Genomic DNA, 1,952 nt, shown 5'->3' on the forward strand with positions numbered 1-1,952 from the left:
CCAAGCGCGTCGAGCTCACGGCCTACGAGGGCATCCCGCACCTCATCACCCCGATCATCACCAACCCCAAGAAGGCCGCGGAGGCGCTGGCCTGGGTCGTGCGCGAGATGGACATGCGCTACGACGACCTGGCCAACTTCGGCTTCCGTCACATCGACGACTTCAACAAGGCGGTGCGCGCCGGCAAGGTCGAGGTGCCCGCCGGCAGCGAGCGCAAGCTGTCGCCGTACCCCTACCTCCTGGTGGTCGTCGACGAGCTGGCCGACCTGATGATGGTCGCGCCGCGCGACGTCGAGGACGCCATCGTCCGGATCACCCAGCTCGCGCGCGCTGCCGGCATCCACCTGGTGCTCGCCACGCAACGGCCCTCGGTCGACGTCGTCACCGGACTGATCAAGGCCAACGTGCCGTCGCGACTGGCGTTCGCGACGTCCAGCGTCACCGACAGCCGCGTCATCCTCGACCAACCCGGTGCCGAGAAGCTCGTCGGCCAAGGCGACGGACTGTTCCTGCCCATGGGGTCGAGCAAGCCCGTACGCGTGCAGGGTTCGTGGGTCACCGAGGCCGAGATCCACCAGGTCGTGAAGGCCTGCAAGGCCCAGCTGGAGCCCAACTACATCGACGAGGTCACCGCGCCGGCCACGGCCAGGCGCGAGATCGACGACGACATCGGCGACGACATGGAGCTGGTCGTCCAGGCCATCGAGCTGGTCGTCTCCACGCAGTTCGGCTCCACGTCGATGCTGCAACGCAAGCTCCGGGTCGGCTTCGCCAAGGCCGGCCGGTTGATGGACATCATGGAGAGCCGCGGCGTCGTCGGGCCCAGTGAGGGCTCGAAGGCCCGCGACGTGCTCGTGAAGCCGGACGAGATCGACGCAGTGATCGCCACACTTGAGGGGGGCGCGTGATGGGTGCTACTGAGCTCCGGGACGAGGAGATGGAGTCCGAGGCATCCGGGACGTCGAGCGAGTCGTTGTCGCTGACGCCGGACGCGGTCGAGGTGCACCGCAACGCCGGCCTGGCGGCAGGAGTCGGCGTGGTCGCCTCGGCGGTCGCGATCACCTACCTCGCCCGGGCCGTGGCCGGCGGGGGAGTGCTGGACTTCGTCCTGGCCGCGGTCATGGGGCTGCTGGGCGGCTACTGGTTGCTGACCTTCGTCGATGCGCGCACACCGCTGCTGGTCGCCGATGCGCAGGGTGTCCGCATCCGGCTCGGTCGCACCTGGCGCGGACTGCCCTGGAGCGCGGTCGAGCACGTCGAGCACACGCCCCGCCGTGGTCCGCTGCACGACGGGCGACTCGTGATCAGCGCGCACAACGAGGAGAAGCTGCTCGCCGAGCTCGACACCTCGGGTCGCCGTCAGGCACTCGTCTCGACCCGGTTGTACGGCGCACCGTTCGCTGTACCCCTCGGACTGTCGACCAAGGTCCTCGGCGCGGGCGACGACCTCAGCGCTGCCCTGGAGCGCGTCGCGCGCCAGGCCGGCGACGTCGTCGTCATCGACCCGACCGAGGCCGTCCAGCGAGAGCTGGTGTCCGAGCCCGAGACCACCTCCGATGAGGACGACACCCCGCACGCTCGCCCGTCGCTGCGCGACCCGCGGCCCTGGATGGCCGTCGGCATCGCGAAGCTCGCGGAGTTGGCCCCCCGAAGCCGACGTGACCTCGATGACGACGTCGATGCGAACGACCCCCTCGACGAGCACGGCGAGCTGGACGGGCAGCTGGTTGCCAGTGAGACTCCCGCACCCCTGCGCGAGTCCAGCGCGGGGCGCCGCAGCGAGGCCCGGTTGAACCTGCCCGTCGATGAGACCGAGCTCGAGGGCCGCGAGCTGCGGCGCCCGGGCAGTGTCAGCCTGGTCGAGGACACCCAGGTCTGGGGCGACCGGGTGCGTCCGATCTCGACTTCTACCAGTCATTACCGTCCTTGTCGCAGGGCAACGTGGCCCAGCA

At 69.8% G+C, this 1,952-nt stretch carries 1 protein-coding gene and 1 pseudogene; both read left to right on the forward strand.

Features of this window, described 5'->3' with window-relative positions; translation table 11 throughout:
- The coding region (locus RMO85_RS15035; RefSeq protein ID WP_310529537.1) for an FtsK/SpoIIIE domain-containing protein at positions 1 to 908 on the forward strand (908 nt) is incomplete at its 5' end.
- Positions 908 to 1,952: pseudogene (locus RMO85_RS15040) on the forward strand (hypothetical protein); the annotation flags it as partial. The gene RMO85_RS15035 and the pseudogene RMO85_RS15040, both read left to right, overlap by 1 nt.

Origin of the sequence: Nocardioides sp. (assembly GCF_031422975.1) — a bacterium.
Taxonomy (GTDB): Bacteria; Actinomycetota; Actinomycetes; order Propionibacteriales; family Nocardioidaceae; genus Nocardioides.